20 protein-coding genes, 1 pseudogene and 1 riboswitch are annotated in these 19326 nt (G+C 55.7%); of the genes and pseudogenes, 13 read left to right on the top strand and 8 right to left on the bottom strand.

Going from position 1 to position 19326, the window contains the following annotated elements; all coding sequences use genetic code 11:
* Position 1 precedes the first annotated feature (1 nt).
* Positions 2-1522, top strand: coding sequence for a histidine ammonia-lyase (gene hutH, locus AC07UY_RS11015; protein ID WP_494659403.1), 1521 nt, complete (start codon positions 2-4; stop codon positions 1520-1522).
* 89 nt (positions 1523-1611) lie between these two features.
* On the opposite strand, the gene AC07UY_RS11010 is transcribed toward hutH, so the two are convergent.
* Together AC07UY_RS11010 and bioA are read right to left on the bottom strand one after the other, a co-directional pair.
* Positions 1612-2088, bottom strand: a complete 477-nt coding sequence (locus tag AC07UY_RS11010; protein WP_494701174.1) for a kinase inhibitor — start codon at positions 2086-2088, stop codon at positions 1612-1614.
* A 65-nt stretch (positions 2089-2153) separates the two neighbouring features.
* Positions 2154-3443, bottom strand: a complete 1290-nt coding sequence (gene bioA, locus AC07UY_RS11005; RefSeq protein WP_494659405.1) for an adenosylmethionine--8-amino-7-oxononanoate transaminase — start codon at positions 3441-3443, stop codon at positions 2154-2156.
* Positions 3444-3529: 86 nt separating this feature from the next.
* On the opposite strand from bioA, the gene bioB reads away from it, so the two are divergent.
* Genes bioB through bioD form a run of 4 tightly spaced genes read left to right on the top strand, consistent with a single transcriptional unit; the run spans position 3530 to position 7154 of the window.
* Positions 3530-4570 (top strand): biotin synthase BioB, encoded by a 1041-nt coding sequence (bioB, locus tag AC07UY_RS11000; protein WP_494659406.1) that lies wholly within the window; start codon positions 3530-3532, stop codon positions 4568-4570.
* On the top strand, positions 4567-5721 hold the full coding sequence (gene bioF, locus AC07UY_RS10995) for an 8-amino-7-oxononanoate synthase (protein ID WP_494659407.1): 1155 nt from the start codon (positions 4567-4569) through the stop codon (positions 5719-5721). Before bioB ends, bioF begins: the two co-directional genes overlap by 4 nt.
* The gene (gene bioC / locus AC07UY_RS10990) at positions 5708-6463 is read left to right on the top strand and encodes a malonyl-ACP O-methyltransferase BioC (RefSeq protein ID WP_494659408.1); all 756 of its coding nucleotides are present in this window, start codon (positions 5708-5710) and stop codon (positions 6461-6463) included. Before bioF ends, bioC begins: the two co-directional genes overlap by 14 nt.
* A complete protein-coding gene (bioD, locus tag AC07UY_RS10985) occupies positions 6456-7154 on the top strand; it encodes a dethiobiotin synthase (protein WP_494659409.1) in 699 nt (232 codons plus the stop codon). Before bioC ends, bioD begins: the two co-directional genes overlap by 8 nt.
* Here bioD and AC07UY_RS10980 read toward each other — a convergent pair.
* Positions 7120-7272 (bottom strand): annotated as a pseudogene (locus AC07UY_RS10980) (ABC transporter ATP-binding protein); the annotation flags it as partial. The gene bioD and the pseudogene AC07UY_RS10980 sit on opposite strands and share 35 nt — an antisense overlap.
* Before the next feature lie 579 nt (positions 7273-7851).
* Between AC07UY_RS10980 and uvrB the strand changes: the two are divergent.
* Complete coding sequence (uvrB, locus tag AC07UY_RS10975; protein ID WP_203358415.1) at positions 7852-9873, top strand: excinuclease ABC subunit UvrB; 2022 nt, start codon at positions 7852-7854, stop codon at positions 9871-9873.
* Positions 9874-9929: 56 nt separating this feature from the next.
* Here uvrB and yvcK read toward each other — a convergent pair whose 3' ends face one another.
* Complete coding sequence (yvcK, locus tag AC07UY_RS10970; protein WP_494659410.1) at positions 9930-10838, bottom strand: uridine diphosphate-N-acetylglucosamine-binding protein YvcK; 909 nt, start codon at positions 10836-10838, stop codon at positions 9930-9932.
* 266 nt (positions 10839-11104) lie between these two features.
* A riboswitch (molybdenum cofactor riboswitch) is annotated at positions 11105-11250 on the top strand.
* Between yvcK and moaA the strand changes: the two genes are divergently transcribed.
* The 6 genes from moaA (at position 11238) to AC07UY_RS10940 (ending at position 14696) form a co-directional block, all read left to right on the top strand.
* Positions 11238-12227, top strand: coding sequence for a GTP 3',8-cyclase MoaA (moaA, locus tag AC07UY_RS10965; protein WP_192611643.1), 990 nt, complete (start codon positions 11238-11240; stop codon positions 12225-12227). (Overlaps the previous riboswitch by 13 nt.)
* Positions 12228-12247: 20 nt before the next feature.
* Complete coding sequence (moaB, locus tag AC07UY_RS10960; RefSeq protein WP_203358413.1) at positions 12248-12760, top strand: molybdenum cofactor biosynthesis protein B; 513 nt, start codon at positions 12248-12250, stop codon at positions 12758-12760.
* Positions 12761-12762: 2 nt separating this feature from the next.
* A complete protein-coding gene (gene moaC, locus AC07UY_RS10955; protein ID WP_494659411.1) occupies positions 12763-13248 on the top strand; it encodes a cyclic pyranopterin monophosphate synthase MoaC in 486 nt (161 codons plus the stop codon).
* Positions 13241-13486 carry a molybdopterin synthase sulfur carrier subunit gene (gene moaD / locus AC07UY_RS10950; protein WP_494701173.1) on the top strand — a complete coding sequence of 82 codons (246 nt, stop codon included), beginning with the start codon at positions 13241-13243 and terminating at the stop codon, positions 13484-13486. Before moaC ends, moaD begins: the two co-directional genes overlap by 8 nt.
* Position 13487: 1 nt before the next feature.
* Positions 13488-13940 (top strand): molybdopterin synthase catalytic subunit MoaE, encoded by a 453-nt coding sequence (gene moaE / locus AC07UY_RS10945; protein ID WP_494701172.1) that lies wholly within the window; start codon positions 13488-13490, stop codon positions 13938-13940.
* 51 nt (positions 13941-13991) lie between these two features.
* Positions 13992-14696, top strand: coding sequence for a Bax inhibitor-1/YccA family protein (locus AC07UY_RS10940; RefSeq protein WP_203358409.1), 705 nt, complete (start codon positions 13992-13994; stop codon positions 14694-14696).
* 48 nt (positions 14697-14744) lie between these two features.
* Here AC07UY_RS10940 and AC07UY_RS10935 read toward each other — a convergent pair whose 3' ends face one another.
* From AC07UY_RS10935 to AC07UY_RS10925, 3 genes are read right to left on the bottom strand one after another with little or no spacing between them, the layout of a single operon-like run.
* Positions 14745-15707 carry a lysylphosphatidylglycerol synthase domain-containing protein gene (locus tag AC07UY_RS10935; RefSeq protein ID WP_494701171.1) on the bottom strand — a complete coding sequence of 321 codons (963 nt, stop codon included), beginning with the start codon at positions 15705-15707 and terminating at the stop codon, positions 14745-14747.
* Complete coding sequence (gene clsB, locus AC07UY_RS10930; RefSeq protein ID WP_494701170.1) at positions 15707-16948, bottom strand: cardiolipin synthase ClsB; 1242 nt, start codon at positions 16946-16948, stop codon at positions 15707-15709. The genes AC07UY_RS10935 and clsB overlap by 1 nt, the downstream gene beginning before the upstream one ends.
* The gene (locus AC07UY_RS10925; protein ID WP_494659414.1) at positions 16945-17706 is read right to left on the bottom strand and encodes an endonuclease/exonuclease/phosphatase family protein; all 762 of its coding nucleotides are present in this window, start codon (positions 17704-17706) and stop codon (positions 16945-16947) included. Before AC07UY_RS10925 ends, clsB begins: the two co-directional genes overlap by 4 nt.
* A gap of 133 nt (positions 17707-17839) precedes the next feature.
* Here AC07UY_RS10925 and AC07UY_RS10920 point away from each other — a divergent pair, with 133 nt between their 5' ends.
* Positions 17840-18250, top strand: a complete 411-nt coding sequence (locus tag AC07UY_RS10920; RefSeq protein WP_203358405.1) for a YbhQ family protein — start codon at positions 17840-17842, stop codon at positions 18248-18250.
* Here AC07UY_RS10920 and AC07UY_RS10915 read toward each other — a convergent pair.
* Positions 18212-19318, bottom strand: coding sequence for an ABC transporter permease (locus AC07UY_RS10915; protein WP_192611653.1), 1107 nt, complete (start codon positions 19316-19318; stop codon positions 18212-18214). The genes AC07UY_RS10920 and AC07UY_RS10915 overlap by 39 nt on opposite strands.
* Positions 19319-19326: the final 8 nt, after the last annotated feature.

The following is a 19326-nucleotide window of genomic DNA, read 5'->3' as shown; positions in this document are numbered from 1 at the left end:
TATGAATACGCTTATGTTAACGCCGGGCCAACTGAGCCTTGAACAACTGCGCGCCGTCTGGCAGCAGCCTGTGCAACTGAGTCTGGATGCCAGCGCGATTGATGGCATCAATGCCAGCGTCGCCTGTGTGAATAACATTGTGGCTGAAGGGCGTACGGCTTACGGGATCAATACCGGTTTCGGTCTGCTGGCGCAGACGCGCATCGCCACCGAAGATCTGCAAAATTTGCAGCGCTCGCTGGTGCTTTCACATGCCGCAGGGGTTGGCGAACCGCTGGACGACGCGATGGTGCGTCTGATGATGGTGCTGAAAATCAACAGTCTGGCCCGTGGATTTTCAGGCATTCGTCTGAGTGTGATTGAAGCGCTGATCGCACTGGTCAATGCCGGTGTTTATCCACTGATTCCGGCAAAAGGATCGGTAGGGGCGTCAGGCGACTTAGCGCCGTTGGCACACATGTCCCTTACGCTGCTTGGCGAGGGTAAAGCACGTTGGCAAGGCGAGTGGCTACCGGCGAAGGACGCGCTGCGTAAAGCGGGTCTGGAGCCTGTCACGCTGGCGGCAAAAGAGGGGCTGGCGCTGCTTAACGGCACCCAGGCATCGACCGCTTTTGCCCTGCGCGGTCTGTTTGAGGCGCAAGAGTTATTTGCCTCCGCCGTGGTGTGCGGGGCACTGACCACGGAAGCTGTGCTGGGGTCACGTCGCCCGTTTGACGCGCGCATTCATGCCGCGCGTGGGCAACGCGGACAGATAGATGCCGCGGCGCTTTACCGCCACGTGCTGACCGAAAACAGTCCGATTTCCGACTCTCACCATAACTGTGAAAAAGTGCAGGACCCGTACTCTCTGCGCTGTCAGCCGCAGGTGATGGGGGCGTGTCTGACGCAACTGCGTCAGGTTATGGAGGTGCTGCTTGTTGAAGCCAATGCGGTTTCGGACAACCCGCTGGTGTTTGCCGAAGAGGGCGATGTGATTTCCGGCGGCAATTTCCATGCGGAACCGGTGGCGATGGCGGCGGATAATCTGGCGCTGGCGATCGCGGAGATTGGCGCGCTGTCGGAAAGACGCATTGCGTTGATGATGGATAAACACATGTCGCAGCTACCGCCGTTCCTCGTGAAAAATGGCGGGGTTAACTCCGGTTTTATGATAGCCCAGGTGACGGCGGCGGCGTTGGCCAGCGAGAACAAAGCGCTGGCGCATCCGCACAGTGTCGACAGTCTGCCGACATCGGCGAATCAGGAAGACCATGTTTCTATGGCACCGGCGGCGGGTCGTCGGTTGTGGGAAATGGCCGCCAATACGCGAGGCGTGATCGCCGTGGAGTGGCTGGCAGCCTGTCAGGGGATTGATTTGCGTGAAGGATTAACCTCCAGTCCACTGCTGGAGCAGGCGCGTCAGGCATTACGTGAACAGGTTCCGCACTACACCCAGGATCGTTTCTTCTCCCCGGATATCGAGTGTGCTACTGCGCTACTGGCGCGGGGTGATTTATTGCGTCTGGTGCCTGAGTTCTTGTAACAATGACGGATGGCGCTAACGCTTATTCGGCCTGTGTAACCTGTAGGCCGGATAAGACGCGTTAGCGTCGCCATCCGGCACAACACCGATTAACTGAACATCGCGGTAATTGACGCTCTGGCGAGTGAATGGAAATGGACATTAAACCCGACCATCGCACCGCTGGCGCCTTCATCGACCTCAATGCGTTCCACATTCAGGGCATGCACCGTAAAGATATAACGGTGCGTTTCCCCTTTTGGCGGCGCAGCGCCACCGTAGCCCGCTTTGCCAAAATCCGTGCGCGTCTGAATCGCGTCTTCCGGCAGCGGCGAAAGACCAGAGCCTGAGCCTTGCGGTAAAACGCGCGTGTCGGCAGGTAAGTTGGCGACAACCCAGTGCCACCAACCCGAGCCGGTGGGCGCGTCGGGATCGTAACAGGTCACGACAAAGCTTTTCGTCCCGGCGGGGACATCGTCCCAGGCCAGGTGCGGAGAGATATTATCTCCGTCATAGCCCATCCCGTTGAATACCTGACGATGGGGCAGTTTTTCCCCGTCGCGCAGGTCGTGGCTGATAAGTATCATGCACCCTCCGTCAATCTGCTGATCCGCAAAAAAGTGTAGTCAGTATCAGACGGGCTTACCGCCGATTAATGGATAAAAAATGTTTCCTGCGTCACGGCGTCATTCACTGCCTGCGTCAGTTTACGCAGTTGCTCAGGTTGAATAAGGTAAGGCGGCATCAGATAAATCAGTTTACCGAACGGGCGTACCCACACCCCTTGTTCCACAAAGAAGCGTTGGAGCGCTGCCATATTCACCGGATGTGTCGTTTCCACTACGCCAATGGCACCAAGCACGCGCACATCCGCCACCCACGGCGACTGCGCGGCAGGGGTTAATTCAGCGCGTAACTGCGTTTCGATGGCGGCAACCTGGTGTTGCCACTCTCCGGTTTCCAGCAGCGACAGGCTGGCGGTCGCCACGGCACAGGCCAGTGGATTGCCCATAAAGGTTGGGCCATGCATAAAACATCCGGCTTCGCCGTTGCTGATGGTTTCAGCGATAGTGCGGGTGGTTAAGGTGGCGGAGAGGGTCATGGTCCCGCCGGTCAGCGCTTTCCCCAGACACAGAATGTCCGGCGTGATGTCGGCGTGCTCGCAGGCAAACAGTTTACCCGTACGGCCGAATCCGGTCGCAATCTCATCGGCAATCAGCAGGATGCCTTCGCGGTCGCACATTTTACGGATGCGCCGCAACCATTCAGGGTGATACATCCGCATGCCGCCCGCGCCCTGGACGATCGGCTCCAGAATGACCGCCGCAATCTCGTTGCGGTGCGCGGCCATCAAACGGGCGAATGCCACCATATCCCGTTCATCCCACTCACCGTCCATTCGGCTTTGCGGCGCGGGAGCGAACAGGTTATCCGGCAGATAGCCCTTCCACAGGCTATGCATGGAGTTCTCCGGGTCACAGACGGACATCGCGCCGAACGTATCCCCGTGATAGCCGTTACGAAACGTCAGGAAGCGCTGGCGGGATTCGCCTAATGCCCGCCAGTATTGCAGCGCCATTTTCATCGCCACTTCCACCGCGACCGAACCGGAATCCGCCAGAAAAACGCACTCGAGCCGCTCTGGGGTCATCGCCACCAGTTTACGGCACAGATTGATGGCAGGGGCATGGGTGATACCGCCGAACATAACGTGCGACATGCTGTCGATCTGCGTTTTCATTGCCGCGTTGAGCTGTGGGTGATTGTAGCCATGAATTGCCGCCCACCAGGAGGACATGCCGTCAACCAGGCGTTCGCCGTTAGACAAAATCAGTTCGCAACCTTCGGCGCGCTCCACCGGATACACCGGGAGCGGTGAGGTCATTGACGTGTAAGGATGCCAGATATGGCGTTGGTCAAAGGCAAGATCGTCCGTTGTCATAATCGACTTGTAAACCAAATTAAAAAGATTTAGGTTTACGAGTCTACACCGAATCAAAAATTAACAACACCCTTTGGAGAGGCCCGATGGCTCACCACGCTCGCTGGACAATGTCGCAAGTCACCGAATTATTTGAAAAGCCGTTGCTGGATTTACTGTTCGAAGCGCAACAGGTTCATCGTCAACATTTTGACCCGCAACAGGTGCAAGTGAGTACGCTGTTGTCGATTAAAACCGGTGCCTGCCCGGAAGACTGCAAATACTGCCCACAGAGTTCCCGCTACAAAACGGGCCTGGAGTCAGAACGTTTGATGGAAGTTGAACAGGTTCTGGACTCTGCGCGTAAAGCGAAAAATGCGGGATCGACCCGCTTCTGCATGGGGGCGGCCTGGAAGAATCCACATGAACGCGATATGCCGTATCTGGAACAGATGGTGCAGGGCGTGAAAGAACTGGGGCTGGAAGCGTGCATGACGCTGGGCACGCTCAATGACGCCCAGGCGAAGCGCCTGGCTGACGCAGGTCTGGACTATTACAACCACAACCTCGACACCTCGCCTGAGTTCTACGGCAACATTATCACCACCCGTTCGTATCAGGAGCGTCTCGACACGCTGGACAAAGTCCGCGAGGCGGGCATTAAGGTCTGCTCTGGGGGCATCGTGGGGTTAGGTGAAACGGTAAACGATCGGGCCGGACTTTTGCTGCAATTAGCCAACCTACCGACACCACCGGAAAGCGTGCCCATCAACATGCTGGTGAAGGTGAAAGGGACGCCGCTGGCCGATAATGACGACGTAGACGCGTTTGATTTTATTCGCACCATTGCGGTGGCGCGTATCATGATGCCCACCTCGTTTGTCCGTCTCTCCGCAGGCCGTGAACAGATGAACGAACAGACCCAGGCAATGTGCTTTATGGCTGGCGCAAACTCGGTGTTCTACGGCTGTAAGCTGCTGACCACGCCAAACCCGGAAGAGGATAAAGACCTGCAGTTGTTCCGCAAGCTGGGGCTGAATCCGCAGCAAACGGCCGTGCTGGCCGGTGACAACGAACAGCAGCAACGCCTCGAACAGGCGCTGATAACCCCGGACACCGACGATTACTACAACGCGGCAACCGTATGACCTGGCAGCAAAAAATCGACGATGCGCTGATAGCGCGTCGTTCTGCCGATGCGTTGCGCCGCCGTCACGCGGTGGTGCAGGGCGCCGGGCGCTGGCTCCATGCGGGCGATCGTCAATATCTCAATTTTTCCAGCAATGACTACCTGGGGCTGAGTCACCATCCGCAGATTATCTGCGCCTGGCAGCAAGGCGCGGAGCGCTTTGGCGTGGGAAGCGGTGGCTCGGGTCATGTCAGTGGCTATTCCGTTGCCCATCAGGCGCTGGAGGAAGAGCTGGCGCAGTGGCTGGGGTATTCGCGTGCGCTGTTATTCATCTCCGGTTTTGCGGCGAACCAGGCGGTCATTGCCGCACTGATGGCAAAAGACGATCGCATCGTGGCCGACCGGCTTAGCCACGCATCGCTGCTGGAGGCCGCCAGCCTCAGTCCGGCGCAACTGCGTCGTTTTACGCATAACAACCCCGAACATCTGTCTCGTTTGCTGGCCGCCCCGATTTCTGGTCAACAACTGGTGGTGACCGAAGGGGTATTCAGCATGGATGGCGACAGCGCGCCGCTTGCCGAGATTCAGCGTACCGCACAACAGCACCGCGCGTGGCTGCTGGTCGATGATGCGCACGGTATTGGTGTTACCGGTGATGAGGGGCGAGGGAGTTGCTGGCAGCAGCAGGTGAAGCCTGAACTGCTGGTGGTGACATTCGGCAAAGGGTTTGGCGTCAGCGGGGCGGCCATTCTCTGTTCCGACAGTGTGGCAGAGTATCTGCTGCAGTTTGCCCGTCACCTGATCTACAGCACCAGTATGCCGCCCGCTCAGGCCCAGGCGTTACGCGCCGCTTTGGCGGTGATCCGTAGCGATGAAGGCCGCCAGCGCAGAGAAAAACTGGCGTCATTGATTGAACATTTTCGTGCTGGCGTGGATACCACGGCGTTCGCCCTGGCGCCTTCTCACAGCGCAATCCAGCCGCTGATCGTCGGCGATAACGCGCGCGCATTACAGCTGGCGGAAACGTTGCGCAGCCAGGGATGCTGGGCGACCGCGATCCGCCCGCCTACCGTTCCGGCGGGCACCGCGCGGCTACGTTTGACGCTGACCCAGGCGCACGAAAAACAGGACATCGATCGTTTGCTGGAGGTGCTGCATGGCGCAGTTTGATAAGCAGGCCATCGCGGCGGCGTTCGGACGAGCAGCGACGCAGTATGAACAACATGCCGAACTGCAACGCCAGAGCGCGGATGCGTTACTTGGATTGTTGCCGGATCGCGCGTTTTCGCAGGTGCTGGATGCCGGTTGCGGGCCGGGACGCATGAGCCGCCACTGGCGAGCACAGGGTTGCGAAGTGACGGCGCTCGACCTCTCGGCGCAAATGCTCGAGGAGGCGCGTCGTCAGCAGGCCGCAGACCATTATTTGATGGCGGATATTGAATCGATTTCGCAACCCACGGCGAGCTTCGATCTGGCCTGGAGTAACCTTGCGGTGCAATGGTGCAGTGATTTACCCCAGGCGTTGTCGGAGCTGTATCGCGTGGTACGCCCCGGCGGACAGGTAGCATTCACCACTCTGGCGCAAGGGTCGTTGCCGGAGCTGCGTCAGGCGTGGCGGGCGGTCGATAATCGGGCGCATGCAAACCACTTTTTAGACGGCATTGCCATCGAAAACGCCCTGAGAGGCTGGCGCGCCCGGCACCGGATTCAGGCTATCACGCTCTGGTTTGACGATGCGCTGAGCGCGATGCGTTCGCTCAAAGGCATTGGAGCGACCCATCTGCACGAAGGGCGCGAACAGAGGGTGCTCACCCGCAGCCAGCTCCAGCAACTGCAACTAGCCTGGCCGCAACAGCAGGGGAAATACCCGCTGACTTATCATCTTTTTTTGGGAGTGATTGAACGTGACTAAGCGTTATTTTGTCACCGGCACTGACACCGAAGTTGGGAAAACTGTTGCCAGTTGTGCGCTACTGCAGGCCGCCGCTCTGCGGGGTTACCGTACAGTGGGTTACAAGCCGGTGGCGTCGGGCAGTGAGATGACGACGGACGGTTTACGCAACGGCGATGCGCAGGCACTACAGCGCAACAGTACGCTGTCTCTGGCGTATCAGGACATCAATCCGTACACCTTTGCGGAGCCAACATCGCCGCATATTATCAGCGCCGACGAGGGAAGGCCCATTCTCGCGACGGTGATGTCTGACGGTTTACGGGCGTTAGAAGCCCAGGCTGACTGGGTGTTGGTTGAAGGGGCCGGGGGCTGGTTTACGCCGCTCTCAACGACGCTGACCTTTGCTGACTGGGTCCAGGCCGAGCAACTACCGGTGATTCTGGTGGTGGGCGTCAAACTGGGATGTATCAACCATGCCATGCTGACAGCGCAGGCGGTACAGCAAGCGGGTTTAACGCTCGCAGGCTGGGTCGCCAACGACGTGACGCCGCCTGGAAAACGTCATCAGGAGTATATGGCGACGTTATCGCGTGTGCTCCCGGCGCCGCTGTTAGGGGAAATCCCCTGGCTGGCTGAGTCGCCGGAATACGCCCCGACAGGTCATTACCTCGATCTCAGCGCTCTGGAGCGGGCGTCATCCACTGATTAAGAAGCTTGTCGTTTAGCTGGGTCAGTTGCCCCTGCGCCACGTTGCGTCCCCGGTGCAGGAGGCAAAAGCGGTCAGCGACCCGGCGAATCAACGGCAGACGTTGCTCCCCCAGCAAAAGCAGTGCAACCAAATGGTGAAAATGCGAGCAAGATCTCGTCTGGATGGGGTCGTGCTGTTAGCTGATAAAAATCAAAAATTAGCGATAATTTTTTTTTAGTTGCCCGAAAATGACCAGAAGGTCGATTTTGCCAGGCGGCAGTCCATACGGGCTGGAAGCAGTTATCCACTATTCCTGTGGATAACCTTGTGCATTAGAGTTAGAAAACATAACGTAAGCGAGAGAATACGCGGCCTGCGACTGAATTGATGCGAAAGACGGCTTAAAGAAATATTCGTTATAAAACAGCTTGTTAAATAAAAGCAATGGCTGAAAGAAAAGTGTCATGGATTGCCATAAAACGCGCATTACACTGCTTGACAAATGTTAAAAAAGTCATAGGTCTGGGGATAACCGACATCGGGTGGTTTTTTATCTCGTCTGGGGCTAAATTTTGCACTGTGATGACGTGGTTTTTGCTCGCGTAACAGAAATACTTTACCGTGCTACTGTTTTTTCATCCAGTATATTTTACTGGCAATCTTAGCCATCCCGAGTAAAATTACACACCTGCCCGCCCATTGCTTCAGGTAGCTGCTCATGAGTAAACCGTTCAAACTGAATTCCGCATTTAAACCTTCTGGCGATCAGCCTGAGGCGATACGTCGTCTGGAGGTTGGGCTGGAAGATGGTCTGGCGCACCAGACCTTGCTGGGTGTCACGGGTTCAGGAAAAACGTTCACCATTGCCAACGTGATTGCGGATTTGCAGCGCCCCACAATGGTGCTGGCGCCGAATAAAACGCTGGCGGCGCAGCTGTACGGCGAAATGAAAGAGTTCTTCCCGGAGAACGCGGTGGAATATTTCGTCTCTTACTACGACTACTACCAGCCCGAAGCCTATGTGCCCAGTTCCGACACGTTTATCGAGAAAGATGCCTCGGTGAACGAACACATTGAACAGATGCGCCTGTCGGCCACCAAAGCGCTGCTGGAGCGTCGGGATGTGGTGGTGGTGGCCTCTGTTTCCGCTATCTATGGTCTGGGCGACCCCGATTTATACCTGAAAATGATGCTGCACCTGACGGTGGGCATGATCATCGACCAGCGCGCCATTTTGCGCCGTCTGGCGGAATTGCAATACACCCGAAACGATCAGGCTTTCCAGCGCGGGACGTTCCGTGTGCGCGGCGAAGTGATCGACATCTTCCCGGCGGAGTCTGATGACATCGCACTGCGCGTCGAATTGTTCGATGAAGAGGTGGAACGTTTGTCGCTGTTTGATCCGCTGACCGGGCAGGTGGAATCAACGATTACGCGCTATACCATCTACCCTAAGACGCACTACGTCACCCCGCGTGAACGTATTGTGCAGGCGATGGAAGAGATTAAAGTCGAGTTGGCGGAGCGGCGTAAGAACCTGCTGGCGAACAACAAACTGCTCGAAGAGCAGCGTTTATCACAGCGTACCCAATTCGATCTGGAAATGATGAACGAGCTGGGGTATTGCTCCGGCATCGAAAACTACTCCCGTTATCTTTCCGGGCGCGGGCCGGGCGAACCGCCGCCGACGCTGTTTGACTATCTACCTGCTGACGGCCTGCTGGTGGTGGACGAATCCCACGTGACCATTCCACAGATTGGCGGGATGTATCGCGGCGACCGGGCGCGTAAAGAGACGTTAGTCGAGTATGGATTTCGTTTGCCGTCAGCGCTGGATAACCGTCCGTTGAAGTTTGAAGAGTTCGAAGCACTGGCCCCGCAAACCATCTACGTTTCCGCAACGCCAGGTAACTATGAGCTGGAGAAATCCGGTGACGATGTGGTGGATCAGGTGGTGCGACCGACCGGGCTACTGGATCCGGTTATTGAAGTCCGTCCGGTGGCGACGCAGGTGGATGATCTGCTCTCCGAAATCCGTATTCGCGCGGCGATCAACGAGCGCGTGTTGGTGACCACGCTGACCAAACGGATGGCGGAAGACCTGACGGAATATCTGGAAGAGCACGGCGAACGTGTGCGCTACCTGCACTCCGATATCGACACCGTTGAGCGTATGGAAATTATTCGCGACCTGCGTCTGGGCGAGTTTGACGTGCTGGTGGGGATTAACCTGCTGCGTGAAGGGCTGGATATGCCGGAAGTCTCGCTGGTGGCGATACTCGATGCCGACAAAGAAGGCTTCCTGCGTTCTGAACGTTCGCTGATACAGACCATCGGGCGCGCGGCGCGCAATATCAACGGCAAAGCCATTCTCTACGGCGATAAAATTACCGCGTCGATGGCGAAGGCCATTGGCGAGACGGAACGTCGCAGAGAGAAGCAGCAGCAGTACAACGAAGAACACGGCATCATCCCGCAGGGGCTAAACAAAAAAGTGGTCGATATTCTGGCGCTGGGTCAGAACATCGCGAAGACAAAAGCGAAGGGAAGAGGGAAGTCTCGCGCAGGGGCGAAGTCCGATGTGGTTGAGCTGGACATGACGCCGAAAGCGTTGCAGCAAAAAATCCATGAGCTGGAAGGGCAAATGATGCAGCATGCGCAGAATCTGGAGTTTGAAGAAGCCGCGCAGATCCGCGATCAGTTGCACCAGTTACGCGAGTTGTTTATTGCGGCGTCTTAGGGTTCTTAGCTGTAGGCCTGATAAGACGCGTTAGCGTTGCTATCAGGCTCACCGATTTAACCGAGCGCCTGTACCGCTTTTTCCAGTGCGCAATGCAGCAGCTGACGGTCATGACGATACGGAATATCGCTGGCCTCCAGAATCTCCTGAATCACAATTCTGTCGGTGATGGCTGAGACATCAACTTTCGGCCCGACCACGACCGCATCAATCACTTTCTTCCCGACATACTGCTCCATAATGGCGAGCTTATCGACAAGGGATAAACTGGCGGCGGGTAGACTCAACTCGCGCCCCAGATTGCCGATATACACCATCGGCGCAGGGGTACGTCGTAACGCCTGCGCCAGATCGTCCAGCAGCAGGATCGGCATCAGGCTGGTGTAAAAACTGCCCGGCCCAATCAAAATCAGATCCGCTTCGCTAATGGCTTGCACGGCCTCGCGGGTGGCAGGGACTTTCGGCGACAGCATCAACTCTTGCGGCGGCATAGACAACTGGTCGATATTGACCTCGCCGTACACTTCATGCCCCTGATCGTCGATTGCCATCAGATCTACCGGCAGTTCCGACATCGGAATTAAATGCGCATCCACTTTCAGCAAATTACGAATTAAATTGATGGCCTCAAGAGGCCTTACGCTAAGGTGATCCAGCGCTTTTAACATCAAATTTCCGAGGTTATGCCCGGAAAGTTCGCCATTACCGCCAAAACGATACTCAAACATGGCCGAAGCGACGCTAGGTTCAGTAATTAACTGGTTCAGACAATTACGCATATCGCCCCAGGCAATACCGCCTTCTGAACGGCGAATACGTCCTGTTGAGCCGCCGTTGTCTGTCGTCGTAACAATACCGGTCAGGCGTGAACCTAATGGCGAGAGTGAAGAAAGAACGCGTCCTAATCCATGCCCTCCGCCGAGAGCCACAACACGGTCGAGGTCTGCCAGCGTGCGATTGCGCATATAAATTCCTGGTGTCAAAAGATCTGCATTACAGTAGCGCAAATCGCGGGTTTTCAGCAATTAGCCAGGTAGGCTGAGTGGAAATAAAATCTTGCCGTCTACCTCTTTATGGCGAGGGGTAAGGTACAGCAAAATGATGTATATCAATGCAAAACTGTGGTTTTTGCTTATTCTGTAGCGAAAGTGCACGATCATGACGCTATATATATGATTATACAGCGTAAGTGTAGATGGCGTAAAAAACGTTTACACGCTAGTATCGGCATAACCACAATAAACACTCTAGCCTCTGCACCTGGGTCAACTGATACGGTGCTTTGGCCGTGACAACGCGTAAACGTGCTTGTCACCAGGGCGCAGGAAGAAATGACTCCGCCTCCCGTATTTGGAAAGGTGTACATGGGCTCACAACTTACCGATGCTTTCGCGCGTAAGTTTTACTACTTACGTTTGTCGATTACCGATGTGTGTAACTTTCGTTGCACCTACTGCCTGCCGGATGGCTACAAGCCTGGCGGGGTCACCAATAATGGCTTCCTGACCGTCGACGAAATTCGCCGGGTTACGCGCGCATTTGCGAACCTCGGCACCGAGAAAGTGCGCCTGACGGGCGGCGAACCTTCCTTACGTCGTGACTTTACCGACATCATCGCCGCCGTGCGTGAAAATGCCGCGATCCGCCAGATTGCTGTCACCACTAATGGCTACCGCCTGGCGCGTGATGCGGCGAACTGGCGCGACGCCGGTCTGACCGGCATCAACGTTAGCGTCGACAGCCTCGACGCCCGCCAGTTTCATGCCATTACCGGGCAGGATAAATTTCAGCAGGTGATGGCAGGAATCGATGCCGCCTTTGACGCCGGGTTTGAAAAGGTCAAAGTTAATACCGTGTTGATGCGCGATGTGAATCACCATCAGCTGGACACCTTCCTTGCCTGGATTCAGGCGCGCCCCATCCAACTGCGTTTCATCGAACTGATGGAAACAGGAGAGGGGAGCGAACTCTTCCGTAAACATCATATTTCTGGTCAGGTGCTGCGTGACGAACTGTTGCGTCGCGGCTGGCTCCATCAGCTACGCAAGCGCAGCGACGGCCCGGCACAGGTGTTCTGTCACCCTGACTATGCCGGTGAAATTGGTCTGATCATGCCGTATGAGAAAGATTTCTGCGCAACCTGCAACCGTCTGCGCGTGTCGTCAGTGGGTAAACTCCACCTGTGCCTGTTTGGCGAAGGCGGCGTCAGTCTGCGCGATCTGCTGGAAGATGACGCTCAACAGCATGCGCTGGAAGACCGCATTTCTGCCGCGCTGCTGGAGAAAAAACAGACCCATTTCCTGCATCAGAACCAGACCGGAATTACGCAAAATTTATCGTACATTGGTGGATAAACGCTAAAAGGAGATTTCAGATGAGTCAGGTAAGTACTGAATTTATCCCAACCCGTATCGCTATTCTTACGATTTCCAGCCGTCGCGGCGAAGAAGATGACACGTCAGGCCATTTTCTGCGTGATTCCGCGCTGGAAGCTGGCCATAAAGTGGTCGATAAAGCCATCGTAAAAGAAAACCGTTACGCCATTCGTGCCCAGGTTTCCGCCTGGATTGCCAGCGACGACGTGCAGGTGGTGCTGATAACCGGTGGGACGGGGCTGACTGAAGGTGACCAGGCGCCGGAAGCGTTATTGCCGCTGTTTGACCGGGAAGTTGAAGGGTTTGGCGAAGTGTTCCGCATGCTCTCTTTTGAAGAGATTGGCACCGCGACGTTGCAGTCTCGCGCGGTGGCAGGCGTGGCCAACAAAACGCTAATTTTCGCCATGCCGGGTTCCACCAAAGCGTGTCGCACCGCGTGGGACAATATTATTGCGCCGCAACTGGATGCCCGCACGCGTCCGTGCAATTTCCACCCCCATTTGAAGAAATAAGTATGTCGCAACTGACCCATATTAACGCCGCTGGCGAAGCGCACATGGTGGATGTCTCCGCCAAAACGGAAACCGTTCGCGAGGCGCGCGCGGAAGCCTTTGTCACGATGCATAGCGAAACGCTGGCGATGATCATCGCTGGCAGTCACCATAAAGGCGACGTTTTTGCGACCGCCCGTATTGCCGGGATTCAGGCCGCCAAACGCACCTGGGAACTGATCCCGCTGTGTCATCCGCTGCTGTTGAGCAAAGTAGAAGTACAACTGCTGGCGGAACCGGAGCACAACCGTGTGCGTATCGAATCTGTCTGCCGTTTGACCGGGAAGACCGGTGTGGAAATGGAGGCGCTGACCGCGGCATCTGTTGCGGCGTTGACCATCTACGACATGTGCAAAGCCGTGCAAAAAGACATGGTGATTGGCCCGGTACGCTTGCTGGCGAAAAGCGGCGGCAAGTCGGGAGATTTTAAGGTGGATGCCGATGATTAAGGTGCTTTTCTTCGCGCAGGTGCGCGAACTGGTCAATACCGATGCGCTGGAACTGCCAGCCAGGTTCACCACGGTGGATGCGCTGCGTCAGCATCTGGCGGCACAAAGCGATCGTTGGGCGCTGGCGCTGGAAGACGGCAAACTGCTGGCTGCGGTTAACCAGACATTAGTCAGCTTTGATCAACCGTTGGTCCATGGTGATGAAGTGGCGTTCTTCCCGCCAGTGACGGGAGGTTGAGATGGCTGAAACGCGAATTATTGTCGGGCCTGCCCCGTTTTGCGTAGGGGAAGAGTATCCCTGGCTGGCGGAACGCGATGAAGATGGCGCCGTCGTTACGTTCACCGGGAAAGTCCGCAATCATAATCTTGGCGACAGCGTGAAGGCGCTGACGCTGGAGCACTACCCTGGCATGACGGAAAAGGCGCTGGCGGATATTGTTGATGAGGCGCGTAGCCGCTGGCCGCTGGGGCGTGTGACGGTGATTCATCGTATTGGCGAACTGTGGCCAGGCGATGAAATCGTCTTTGTCGGCGTGACCAGTGCGCATCGCAGCAGCGCGTTTGAAGCCGGACAGTTCATTATGGATTATCTGAAAACACGTGCGCCGTTCTGGAAGCGTGAAGCGACGCCGGAGGGCGACCGCTGGGTAGAAGCGCGTGATAGCGATCAACAGGCGGCGAAACGCTGGTGAGATAATGTGATACGCTTAGTGACAGGTATCACTTTCAACCAGGAGATTATCATGGACCGATTTCCACGATCCGATTCTATCGTGCAGGCGCGTCCCGGCCTGCAAACCTACATGGCGCAAGTCTACGGCTGGATGACCTGCGGTTTACTGCTGACGGCGTTTATCGCGTGGTATGCCGCCAATACGCCTGAACTGATGATGTTTATCTTTTCCAGCAAAATCACCTTCTTTGGTTTGATTATCGCTCAGCTTGCGTTGGTGGTTGTGCTGTCTGCGATGGTGCATAAACTCAGCGCCGGGATGGCGACCACGCTGTTTATGCTTTATTCCGCGTTGACCGGGTTAACGCTGTCGAGCATTTTTATCGTCTATACCTACTCTTCCATCGCCAGCACCTTTGTGGTCTCGGGTGGCATGTTTGGCGCGATGAGCCTGTACGGTTACACCACCAAACGCGATCTCAGCGGTTTCGGCAACATGCTGTTTATGGCGCTGATTGGTATCGTTCTGGCGTCGTTGGTCAACTTCTGGCTGAAAAGCGAAGCGCTGATGTGGGCGGTGACCTATATCGGGGTGATTGTGTTTGTCGGACTGACTGCGTACGACACGCAAAAGCTGAAAAACATTGGTGAGCAGATTGACGTCCGTGACAGCGCTAACCTGCGCAAGTACTCCATACTGGGCGCGTTAACGTTGTATCTGGACTTTATCAACCTGTTCCTGATGCTGCTGCGTATTTTCGGTAATCGCCGTTAATTGCTGTTGTGCCGGACGGCGTTCGTGCTGAACGCCGTCCGGCAAAAATCACTTCGCCATCGCCTTTTCGTTTTTTGCCCGTAATTTCTTCGCCCGACTCTCCAGTACCAGATAACAGATCAACGCCAGCAGTAGCGGAATAAAATAATAGAGCACCCGCCAGGCGAGCAGGGCGGCGATAATCGTGCCCTGAGAGGTATGTTCTCCTGCGAGAAGGGCGATAAAAACGGCTTCCAGTACCCCAATCCCTGCCGGAATATGCACAATGACGCCTGCAATACTGCTCACCAGTAACACGCCAAGGACAAAGAAATAGTTTACGGACTGCCCCATTAACAGCCAGATGGTCGCCCCCATCACCATCCAGTTAATGCTGGAAATGGCCATCTGTGCGAGGGCGAATTTCCAGGAGGGCAACACCAGCTTTTGCCCTTTGATGGTGAGATGTCGATGCTTCGCAAAGGCGCAGCACCACAGGTACAGCATAATGATCAAAAGCAACGCCACGCCCAGAATACGCAGCGTATTTTCATCGATATACCAATGGTCAGGCAGTTGCACCACGCCGAAGGTAAAGATCACGCCCCCCAGCACGATGTAACCCAGCCAGTTGGTGGCGATGCTGAGTGAAAAAATTCGCGTGACCGTGCTGCCCGGTAAGCCGAGACGGGAATACAGTCGGTAACGCATCCCGATACCGCCAACCCAGGTACTGAGGGTCAGATTGAAGGCGTAACAGATGAAAGAGACCAGCATCACCTGCCGCTTTGCCAGCCGGTGCCCACAGTAGAGGCGCGCGAGCAAATCATAACAGCCATAGAGTAGGTAGCTGACGATCACCAGCCCGATAGCGCCTGCCATGGCCATCCGGTTGTAATCGCGGACAACCGTCCAGACCTCGCTCCAGTCGACTTTGCTGGCGTAGACCACCAGCAGCACGATGACGGCAATAAAAAACAGCCAGGTGAGGATTTTTTTAGCCCTCCGCCAGCGCGCACGCGATTTAGCCATCAGGGTTTGCCCCCCGTATCTTGCGCTTCTACCCGGTCCTGAGTTTCCATCGCAGGCTGGGCTGGTGGTTCAACCCGTGTTAAATGCGGAGTATGGGCCGGAAGCCAGCCGACCAGTGCGGGGAAGTGACGCAAAAAGTGGAACGCCAGTACGCTTTTGGTGAGATTCCACCAGGTGCGTTTAGGTAACATCGAATCATCAACCTGTTTGCAATCATCGGCAATGATCGTGCTGAGATTGTCGCGTAACGTCTGGTTAAATGTCCGATCATGAATGATGATGTTCGCTTCCAGATTGAGCGACAGACTGAGTGGGTCAAGGTTACTGGAACCTACGGTTGCCCAGTGGTCATCCATCAATGCCACTTTGCCATGCAGAGGGCGACGGTGATATTCAAAAATCTGTACGCCGCCTTTTACCAGATAGTTGTAGAGCAGCCGCGCGCCGACTTTGACAATCGGCATGTCGGGCTCACCCTGCACGATAAGCTTTACGCGCACGCCGCGTCGGGCCGCGTTGCGCATCGCATGCAGCAGGCGATAGCCCGGGAAGAAATAGGCGTTCGCAATCATCACTTCGCGTTTTGCCTGAGTGAGCATTTTCAGGTAATGGCGTTCGATATCGTCGCGGTGTTCGTCATTATCGCGCCAGACAAACAACGCCTGCGCTTCGCCGGGCTGGTGATTTTCTTCCGCGCGATGATGGCGCCGCCACCAGCGGCGTGCTGCGCGCTGTCCCGGCAGATTCTCCAGCTCAAATTGCAGAATATCCTCCACAATCGGCCCTTCAACCCGAACGGCGTAATCTTGTTTGGCCTCGGGGCCATAGTCGGACATCTGTTCGGCGGAATAGTTAATCCCGCCAACAAAGGCGATCCGGGCATCGATCACCACAATCTTTCGGTGCATCCGGCGGAACAGATTGGTGCGCATCCCCAACAGGCGGGGGCGGGGATCGTAATAGCGAAAAATAATCCCTGCCGCCGTCAGCGCTTCAACAAAAGCGTCGCTGAGATCCGGGGAGCCGTACCCGTCCAGCAACACTTCGGTGTGTACGCCACGTTGGGCGGCATTAAGCAGGGCCGCGTGCAGTTGTCTTCCTACCTCATCGTCAAACCAGATAAAGGTTTCCAGAATGATTTTCTGCTCCGCCTGGGCGATGGCGTCAAACACGGCAGGGTAAAACCGATCGCCGTTCTCCAGTAACTGGATCTGATTGCCTTCACGCCAACCGCATTTCATAGATGAATCTCCGCACTCAGAGGCGCATGGTCAGATAAGTGTCGCCAGTGATGCAGCGGTAGCGCCGTGGGGGCGCTGGCATTGGCGTTTTTGACATAAATACGATCAAGGCGCAGTAACGGCAGGCGCACCGGAAACGTCCGCGCCGGGCGACCGTAGGCGCGGGTGAAGATCTCCTCCAGGCCCGCTCGGGTCTTTAACGGACGGTTAGCCTGTTGTCGCCAGTCATTAAAATCCCCCGCGACAATCACCGGTTCGCCAGGGGGGAGGCTGTTAACCCAGTCGGCCAGCAGGGTGAGTTGCGCCTGGCGGTGGGCTTCACGCAGGCCCAGATGTACGCACATAACGTGGATCGGGTGGTTCAACTGTGGCGGTATAATGCGGCAATAAAGCACGCCGCGTTTTTCGCTGTTGCCAACGGAGATGTCACGATTTTCATCATATTCAATGGGATAACGTGAGAGTACGGCGTTGCCGTGGTGCCCCTCCGGGTAAACGGCATTGCGCCCGTAAGCAAAATCACGCCACAGGGTATCGGCGAGAAACTCGTAATGGGGAGCCTCCGGCCAGTTTGCAATGCGCTGGGGGTGAACCTCATGGGCGCCCATCACTTCCTGCAAACAGACAATATCCGCACTGACGGCTCGCACCGCCTCCCGCAGTTGCGGCAAAATAAAACGACGGTTAAACGCCGTGAAACCTTTGTGGGTATTGAGGGTGAGCACGTTGAATGAAAATCGCTGCGTTTGTCCGGGCATAATTCTCCTGTTTGCATCACTTTCCTGAATAAAAATAGTGTAGTCGTCGTCACAAAAAGATGCGGTCTTACGGAATTTTCCGTAAAGTCCGGTACTCTGAGTAATTAGACAAAAATCCTTCAGGAGATTAGCCATGAGGTGGCAACAACGTGTTCGTGTCGCAACGGGTCTAAGTTGCTGGCAGATTGTGTTGCATTTACTGGTAGTGGCGTTGCTGGTGACGGGCTGGATGAGCGGTACACTGGTACACGTAGGGCTCGGGCTTTGCGTGGTTTACGGCGTGACAGTGTTGCTGATGCTGGCGTTACAACGCCACCATGAACAGCGCTGGCGTGACGTTGCGGATGTACTGGAAGAGCTGACCACAACCTGGTATTTCGGCGCGGCCATGATTGCGCTGTGGTTGCTGTCTCGTGTTTTGCAAAACAACGTACTGTTGGCTGTTGCGGGGCTGGCAATCCTTGCCGGACCCGCGGTGGTTTCGTTACTGGCGAAAGAGAAAAAGTTACATCACTTTGCGTCTAAACATCGCATACGCCGCTGATCCCGTTGTGGCTGCTATCACCAGTAGCGGCCACAAACTTCCCCAGACAATCTTCAGACTCGCATCCTTCAGGTAAATCTGCTTGGTGATATCCGTAAAGTGGCGGATAGGGTTTATCCACGTTAAATTCTGCAACCAGACCGGCATATTCTCGACCGGAGAGACGTACCCCGAGAGTAAAATCGCCGGCATCATAAAGACAAACACACCGATAAACGCCTGTTGCTGGGTGGCGCACAACGACGAGATCAACAGCCCGAAACCAACCAGTGATAAACCGTAAATCACCATCGTGAAGTAGAACAGGGCCAGTGAACCGGCAAAGGGAATTTGGTATGCCCAGATGCCGATGCCCAGCACGATAGTGGCCTGCCCGGTAGCAACAATCAGCGCAGGGACGGCTTTGCCGATGAAAATTTGCCAGGTGGTCAGCGGGGAAACTAACAGTTGATCCAGCGTACCTTGCTCGCGTTCACGGGCAACGGAAAGCGAGGTTACGATCATTACGCCAATAGTGGTGATCATGGCGATCAGCGACGGCACCACGAACCATTTATAGTCCAGATTCGGGTTGTACCAATTTCTCACGACCAGCTCGCTGTTGTTGGGTTTGGGTTTACCGTCCATCAGTTCCTGCTGATAATCTTTGACGATTTGCTGCAAATAGTTGGCAGCGATTTGCGCGCTGTTGGAGTTTCGCCCGTCAAGAATCAACTGCATCGGCGCCTGCTGGAAGGTATCCAGATTACGCGAGAAATCCGCCGGGAAGCGCACCAGTAACAGCGCTTTTTGGGTATCGATGGTCGGTTGGATCTCTTGCGGGCTATTGAGCAGCAGAATATGCGTAAAGGCTTTGGCGCGGGCAAAACGTTGGGTCAGCTCGACCGAATGCTTGCCGTTATCTTCGTTATAAATGGCGATGGTGGCGTTGGTGACTTCCAGCGTGGCGGCAAAGGGAAACAGAATAACCTGAATCAGCACCGGCACAATCAGGATCGCACGGGTCTGCGGCTCGCGCAGCAGCGATTGCAGCTCTTTGCGGATTAACGTCCATAAGCGATGAAACATGCTCTTCT

This window comes from Citrobacter sp. GW821-FHT02E08, assembly GCF_059421685.1.
Note: the sequence above shows the minus strand (reverse complement) of the source record. Positions and strands in the feature narration are given on the sequence as shown.

Excerpts from the sequence above, each read along its gene's own strand:
- bioC (WP_494659408.1), top strand. The coding sequence starts at position 5,708 with ATGGCGCAGTTTGATAAGCAGGCCATCGCGGCGGCGTTCGGACGAGCA.
- yvcK (WP_494659410.1), bottom strand. The coding sequence starts at position 10,838 with ATGCGCAATCGCACGCTGGCAGACCTCGACCGTGTTGTGGCTCTCGGC.
- moaE (WP_494701172.1), top strand. The coding sequence starts at position 13,488 with ATGGCTGAAACGCGAATTATTGTCGGGCCTGCCCCGTTTTGCGTAGGG.
- AC07UY_RS10935 (WP_494701171.1), bottom strand. The coding sequence starts at position 15,707 with ATGGCTAAATCGCGTGCGCGCTGGCGGAGGGCTAAAAAAATCCTCACC.
- moaB (WP_203358413.1), top strand. The coding sequence starts at position 12,248 with ATGAGTCAGGTAAGTACTGAATTTATCCCAACCCGTATCGCTATTCTT.
- uvrB (WP_203358415.1), top strand. The coding sequence starts at position 7,852 with ATGAGTAAACCGTTCAAACTGAATTCCGCATTTAAACCTTCTGGCGAT.
- bioA (WP_494659405.1), bottom strand. The coding sequence starts at position 3,443 with ATGACAACGGACGATCTTGCCTTTGACCAACGCCATATCTGGCATCCT.
- moaC (WP_494659411.1), top strand. The coding sequence starts at position 12,763 with ATGTCGCAACTGACCCATATTAACGCCGCTGGCGAAGCGCACATGGTG.
- AC07UY_RS11010 (WP_494701174.1), bottom strand. The coding sequence starts at position 2,088 with ATGATACTTATCAGCCACGACCTGCGCGACGGGGAAAAACTGCCCCAT.
- AC07UY_RS10915 (WP_192611653.1), bottom strand. The coding sequence starts at position 19,318 with ATGTTTCATCGCTTATGGACGTTAATCCGCAAAGAGCTGCAATCGCTG.
- bioB (WP_494659406.1), top strand. The coding sequence starts at position 3,530 with ATGGCTCACCACGCTCGCTGGACAATGTCGCAAGTCACCGAATTATTT.
- moaD (WP_494701173.1), top strand. The coding sequence starts at position 13,241 with ATGATTAAGGTGCTTTTCTTCGCGCAGGTGCGCGAACTGGTCAATACC.
- bioF (WP_494659407.1), top strand. The coding sequence starts at position 4,567 with ATGACCTGGCAGCAAAAAATCGACGATGCGCTGATAGCGCGTCGTTCT.
- moaA (WP_192611643.1), top strand. The coding sequence starts at position 11,238 with ATGGGCTCACAACTTACCGATGCTTTCGCGCGTAAGTTTTACTACTTA.
- AC07UY_RS10920 (WP_203358405.1), top strand. The coding sequence starts at position 17,840 with ATGAGGTGGCAACAACGTGTTCGTGTCGCAACGGGTCTAAGTTGCTGG.
- AC07UY_RS10925 (WP_494659414.1), bottom strand. The coding sequence starts at position 17,706 with ATGCCCGGACAAACGCAGCGATTTTCATTCAACGTGCTCACCCTCAAT.
- AC07UY_RS10940 (WP_203358409.1), top strand. The coding sequence starts at position 13,992 with ATGGACCGATTTCCACGATCCGATTCTATCGTGCAGGCGCGTCCCGGC.
- clsB (WP_494701170.1), bottom strand. The coding sequence starts at position 16,948 with ATGAAATGCGGTTGGCGTGAAGGCAATCAGATCCAGTTACTGGAGAAC.
- hutH (WP_494659403.1), top strand. The coding sequence starts at position 2 with ATGAATACGCTTATGTTAACGCCGGGCCAACTGAGCCTTGAACAACTG.